At 38.5% G+C, this 4,281-nt stretch carries 4 protein-coding genes and 1 pseudogene; all 5 read right to left on the minus strand.

The window, feature by feature from the left end; translation table 11 throughout:
* Positions 1 to 16: 16 nt before the first annotated feature.
* The gene (locus A4S05_RS35920; protein ID WP_069074532.1) at positions 17 to 1,006 is read right to left on the minus strand and encodes a hypothetical protein; all 990 of its coding nucleotides are present in this window, start codon (positions 1,004 to 1,006) and stop codon (positions 17 to 19) included.
* The gene (locus A4S05_RS35925; RefSeq protein ID WP_069074533.1) at positions 1,003 to 1,794 is read right to left on the minus strand and encodes a hypothetical protein; all 792 of its coding nucleotides are present in this window, start codon (positions 1,792 to 1,794) and stop codon (positions 1,003 to 1,005) included. Before A4S05_RS35925 ends, A4S05_RS35920 begins: the two co-directional genes overlap by 4 nt.
* Positions 1,795 to 1,858: 64 nt before the next feature.
* A complete protein-coding gene (locus A4S05_RS35930) occupies positions 1,859 to 2,977 on the minus strand; it encodes a hypothetical protein (RefSeq protein ID WP_069074534.1) in 1,119 nt (372 codons plus the stop codon).
* 187 nt (positions 2,978 to 3,164) lie between these two features.
* On the minus strand, positions 3,165 to 3,875 hold the full coding sequence (locus tag A4S05_RS35935; protein ID WP_069074535.1) for a hypothetical protein: 711 nt from the start codon (positions 3,873 to 3,875) through the stop codon (positions 3,165 to 3,167).
* A gap of 2 nt (positions 3,876 to 3,877) precedes the next feature.
* Positions 3,878 to 4,281: pseudogene (locus A4S05_RS43975) on the minus strand (hypothetical protein); the annotation flags it as partial.

Below are 4,281 nucleotides of genomic sequence, written 5' to 3' on the forward strand. Positions count from 1 at the left end.
GCCAATTAGTCCAAACTCAAGTGATGACTGAAGTCACTAAAATACCATTTGCGAATTCCCCAACAACTAAATAGCGAGTTTTACGCTGTTGCAGAATTTGGTTTTCTTGAGGCAAGTAATTACCATCTGCTATTTGTTTATCAGATTTAGAATTGGCTGACCAACGAGGGCGAATTTTCTCAATTTCTGTGGGTGTACTGTTGAAAAAGTTAGGGCGTGTTTGCTGTGTTGTATAACCACTATTGGGTGGCTGTACTTGAATTCGTGTTGTATTCGGCGTTTGAAAGGATGTTGCCTCTGCTGATATCTGCTGGTTATTTGAAGTAGGTGTATAAGCGATTTTTCCGTAAGATCCTAAGCTGCGAAGTCGATTAAATTCAGCTATCACGTCTGTTGGCGTTTCTGTTTTCGGCGTAACAGTCCTAACAGGATTACTAATTCTTGGCAATGTTTGATTACGAGGTGGTGATGAAATAGTCGGGTTAGTTCTACTCGGAACGTAATCTCGTCTAGGACTAAGACTTTGTGTTTGTGGCACAGGTCTAGCTGTTGGTGGTGGTAGTGAAGCTGCAATACTGACAGGTTTATTATTAACTTTAACTTCCTGCCTACTCTGATTAATCTTATTTAATTCATCTTCTTGCTGATTCAGCGCTAACTTAGCGTAAACATCTCCATCTGTTTGCTCAACTTGTTCTTTAGTTGCTGAAGACTTTGGTTCTTCAATAGTTTTAGTAGTATCGCGGTTATCAGGATTAAAAATTCCATTCAGCAGCCAAAATATAGCTAGGAAGGTCAATCCAAAAGGGAGTGCTATGACCAACAATCTTGACCAGGGAGAAGTAATTACTGTATGTTTAGTTGTGACTGATGGATTATCTAATTCTCCCTCTGACGTAATTTCCCTTGGGCTGGAATCTGAACTCATTGCTGAAGATTTTAAGTCATCATCTATTTGGAGAAAATCATCTACAGTTGATGAGCTATTAATGTGAGTATTTGTCATTGTCTGTTAGCCAAATTTAAATCGACGATTTGCGTAATTTCTAATCCAGCTTGCCTGACTTGATATATTTTCTTTGCCAGAGCAGTAGTATCATTAGGGATGTTTTGCGGTGTACTAATGGCTTCTACAGTAATAGTTTTGTTAAAGGGTATACCTTTGCCTGCATTATCAACTCTTGTAAAAGTAACGAGAGTAGCTACTAAATCTACTGACCATTGACCATCTTTAATTTTGCGAGGTGATGAAATGAAGCGGGGAATCAAAGATACTTGTGTATCACCGTTAAATACCCCTGCTGGGGTCATTTGAGCTAGCTTACGCAAAAATGCTGTCCGAAAATCATGCTTTTCACTGATTGCATAAGCAGCTTCATAAGAAGAAGTAGTTACTCTGCCATTAGAACGTTCAGTTCTACCTACATCTATACCAGCATCTTGTTTAGTAATGGGTTCTCCTTTTTCATTAAAAGTTTGAACAAGTCCATCCCAGTTAAACATCTTGATAAATGTGTTAGAAATAAACTTTTTAATAACTTCATCTGAGCGTTCATTTGGCTCTACTGCTTGGGCAACGACTGATTCTCCTGATGACAATTGTACTAGCGCTAACTGCTTTTTACCTAAACTACTGACTGCCCCATAATTAAGGATTTGTAGTAATAAAGAGAACAAAGCCATCGAAAATCCAGCCAGTGAAATTATTCCGATTCTAGTTGGGACAGATTTGTTATATTGCAGAAGCTGTAACGGCTCTGGTTTTGCCTTTGTACCATTCTTTGTATTAAACATTGTCGGTTTGTTGGAGAGGGAACTCTTAACTCTTAATAGAGAACTCTTAATATAGCTATTACCTCTATTTACTGAATTTTGATACTATACTGCCACCAGATGTTGTTATAGCTTTAGTAGCATCAATAGCTATTGTGCTATAGGTTTCAGCCGCTTTGTTGATTTGTTGAAGTACAGCTAAACCACCACCAGCTGCTAATCCAGTTGCTAAGAAAGGAGCAAAAATCCCAATTGTAAAAAGAAAGAATAGAGGTTGATCCGCTCTAGAAGTAGCAATCAATTGTCCGGCTAATCCGGCAATTACGTTGAAACAAAGTTTTGCCATTCCTACAGCGAAATAACCCGTAAGCCAAGTAAAAATTGCTTTTCCACCATAAGGTAACAAAGAACCACCTACAGCTAAAGGGCCGAGAAGTGCTGTTAACAACATCGTTAGTTCAATCGCCCATTGGTAAGCTCCGTTCAACCCAATCAGTACAATCGAAACAATTTCGATGACCGAAGAACCAATATAAGCACTGAAAGGGGAAAGTATTACTTGTATAGGATTAGCCCCACCTTTAATTGCCTCTATTGGAGCTTGAATAATTCTGTCTATTTTTTGAATGACCCACGAAAACGGGCCGCTTTCACCAGTAAAATAACTCGGATAGTCTTGTTGAAGTCTATTCTTAGCGTCCGATAAACATTTAACAGATTCTTCTGGACTCAAAGACGAGGTTTTGCAATTTTCTATTTCTTTCGCAATAGCTCCACGCACCGCTTCTACACCCAAAGCTTTTTGATATGCAGCTCTTAAATCAATACCTTTTGCTGTACGTGTTAGCATGTATTGGTTTGTATTGTTAATGTAATTTCTGATTCCGAGAGTACCTGCTCCTAAAGCTTTGCCATTATTTGCTAGGAGTACTATAACTATCAACACCCAAATAAAATCTGTGTATGCACGTTGTTCATCACCTAAGAGCATTTTCTTTGTCCACTCAACCATGAAAAAAACAAATGTTGCAACGGCGAATAATACACCGACTTTGCACATAGCAGCATATAAATCACCTGTAATAGTTTCTTCCCAAGTCTGATTAAAACCTTGAGCAATAAAATCTGCTGTATTACTTGCTTGTTCAAGTAAATCTGCACCAGCAAACTGAGATTGAGCGAATAAGTAATTTTTTGAAAGCATAAGATAAGGGTGAATTGATGATAAAGAAGACTAAGAGTTAACTCTTAACAGGCAACAGGGAATAGAGAAAATTCAATATTTAAAACTAGACAATCTCTACAATAACTAGAGGTTGAAAAACACCGATTGCACATTTTTCTTGCTGTTTCCTATTAAGAGTTCCTTGTTAAGAGTTCGCTCTTCCTGGTCAATTTTCTTGGGTGGGATCTAAACGAGATATACCGATAAGTTCATGGGCCAAGGAAAGAGTACCTAATTCATTCAAATCTTGTTTTTTTCGTGCATTTGCTGTGTTTTCTGCGACTTGAGTCAGCATGAGATTGGAGTATGAATTATCCTGCCTTGCTTGCAATGAATCAGTGCGCTGTTGTGCCAACATGGAAACCACCAGGCCATTTTGAGCGGCGATCGCTTTCAGGACATTTTGAGAAGCATCCATGTCTTGAGCCTGGTCAGCAATGGTTTTTGCGTCTTGAGCTATTTGTGTTGTTTTCTCTATTTTTTGAGACGTATCTGCTTGCCCAGTTTTACCTACAACACTGATGATTGAAGCTCTTGTGAGTTCTCGCTCTAAATCTTGCCCCTTTTCCTTAGCGACTGGTAAAGAGTAAGTATCAGCAATCCGATTTTTGAGTTCATCGCTACTAGCAATCGGATCTGGCGCTCCCATCTCTCCGACAGTATTATCAATTGCAGCTTGAGCATCTTCCTTAATCCCAGCCCAACTCTGATCTATTTGCGATTTTGTCCAAGTTTGGATCTGACTTACTTCACCTTTAATATCATCAATTATAGAGCTAAAAAAATCACTAATGACTAATCCATAACTGGGTGTAGCTAGTAATAAACTTACTACAGTAGCAGAAAGTAGTACAGCAACTTTTTGACGATTCTTCATGGTTATGCTACCTTTGTTTTTTGTAATTGAAACATCAGTTTTTTAGCTTCCTCAGATAATTCTTCTGACCGAATCATTTTGATATAATCCTCAGTAAACCTGACCATTCCTAACAAAGGATTATCTTGATAATTTTTCAGAAAAAGAGTCCGCAATTCTTGCTCATGGGGATTGTTAGCAACAGATGCCAGTAAACAGTGTGCAGGATAATAACGGCAGAAAGTGAGCTTACCGTTATCATCAAGCAACCATTGAGAGTAAATCCCCGATTTTTGAGGATAGAAAGCTTCTGTACTGTTAACCCGAATGATTTCGGCAGGATATTTAAATCTATCTATGAAGGGGTCTACTGCTGAGGTTTGTATCCTCCCGACTAATCTAGTCCCAATATTTGCAAAAATCTTAG

This window comes from Nostoc sp. KVJ20, assembly GCF_001712795.1.
Classification (GTDB): domain Bacteria; phylum Cyanobacteriota; class Cyanobacteriia; order Cyanobacteriales; family Nostocaceae; genus Nostoc.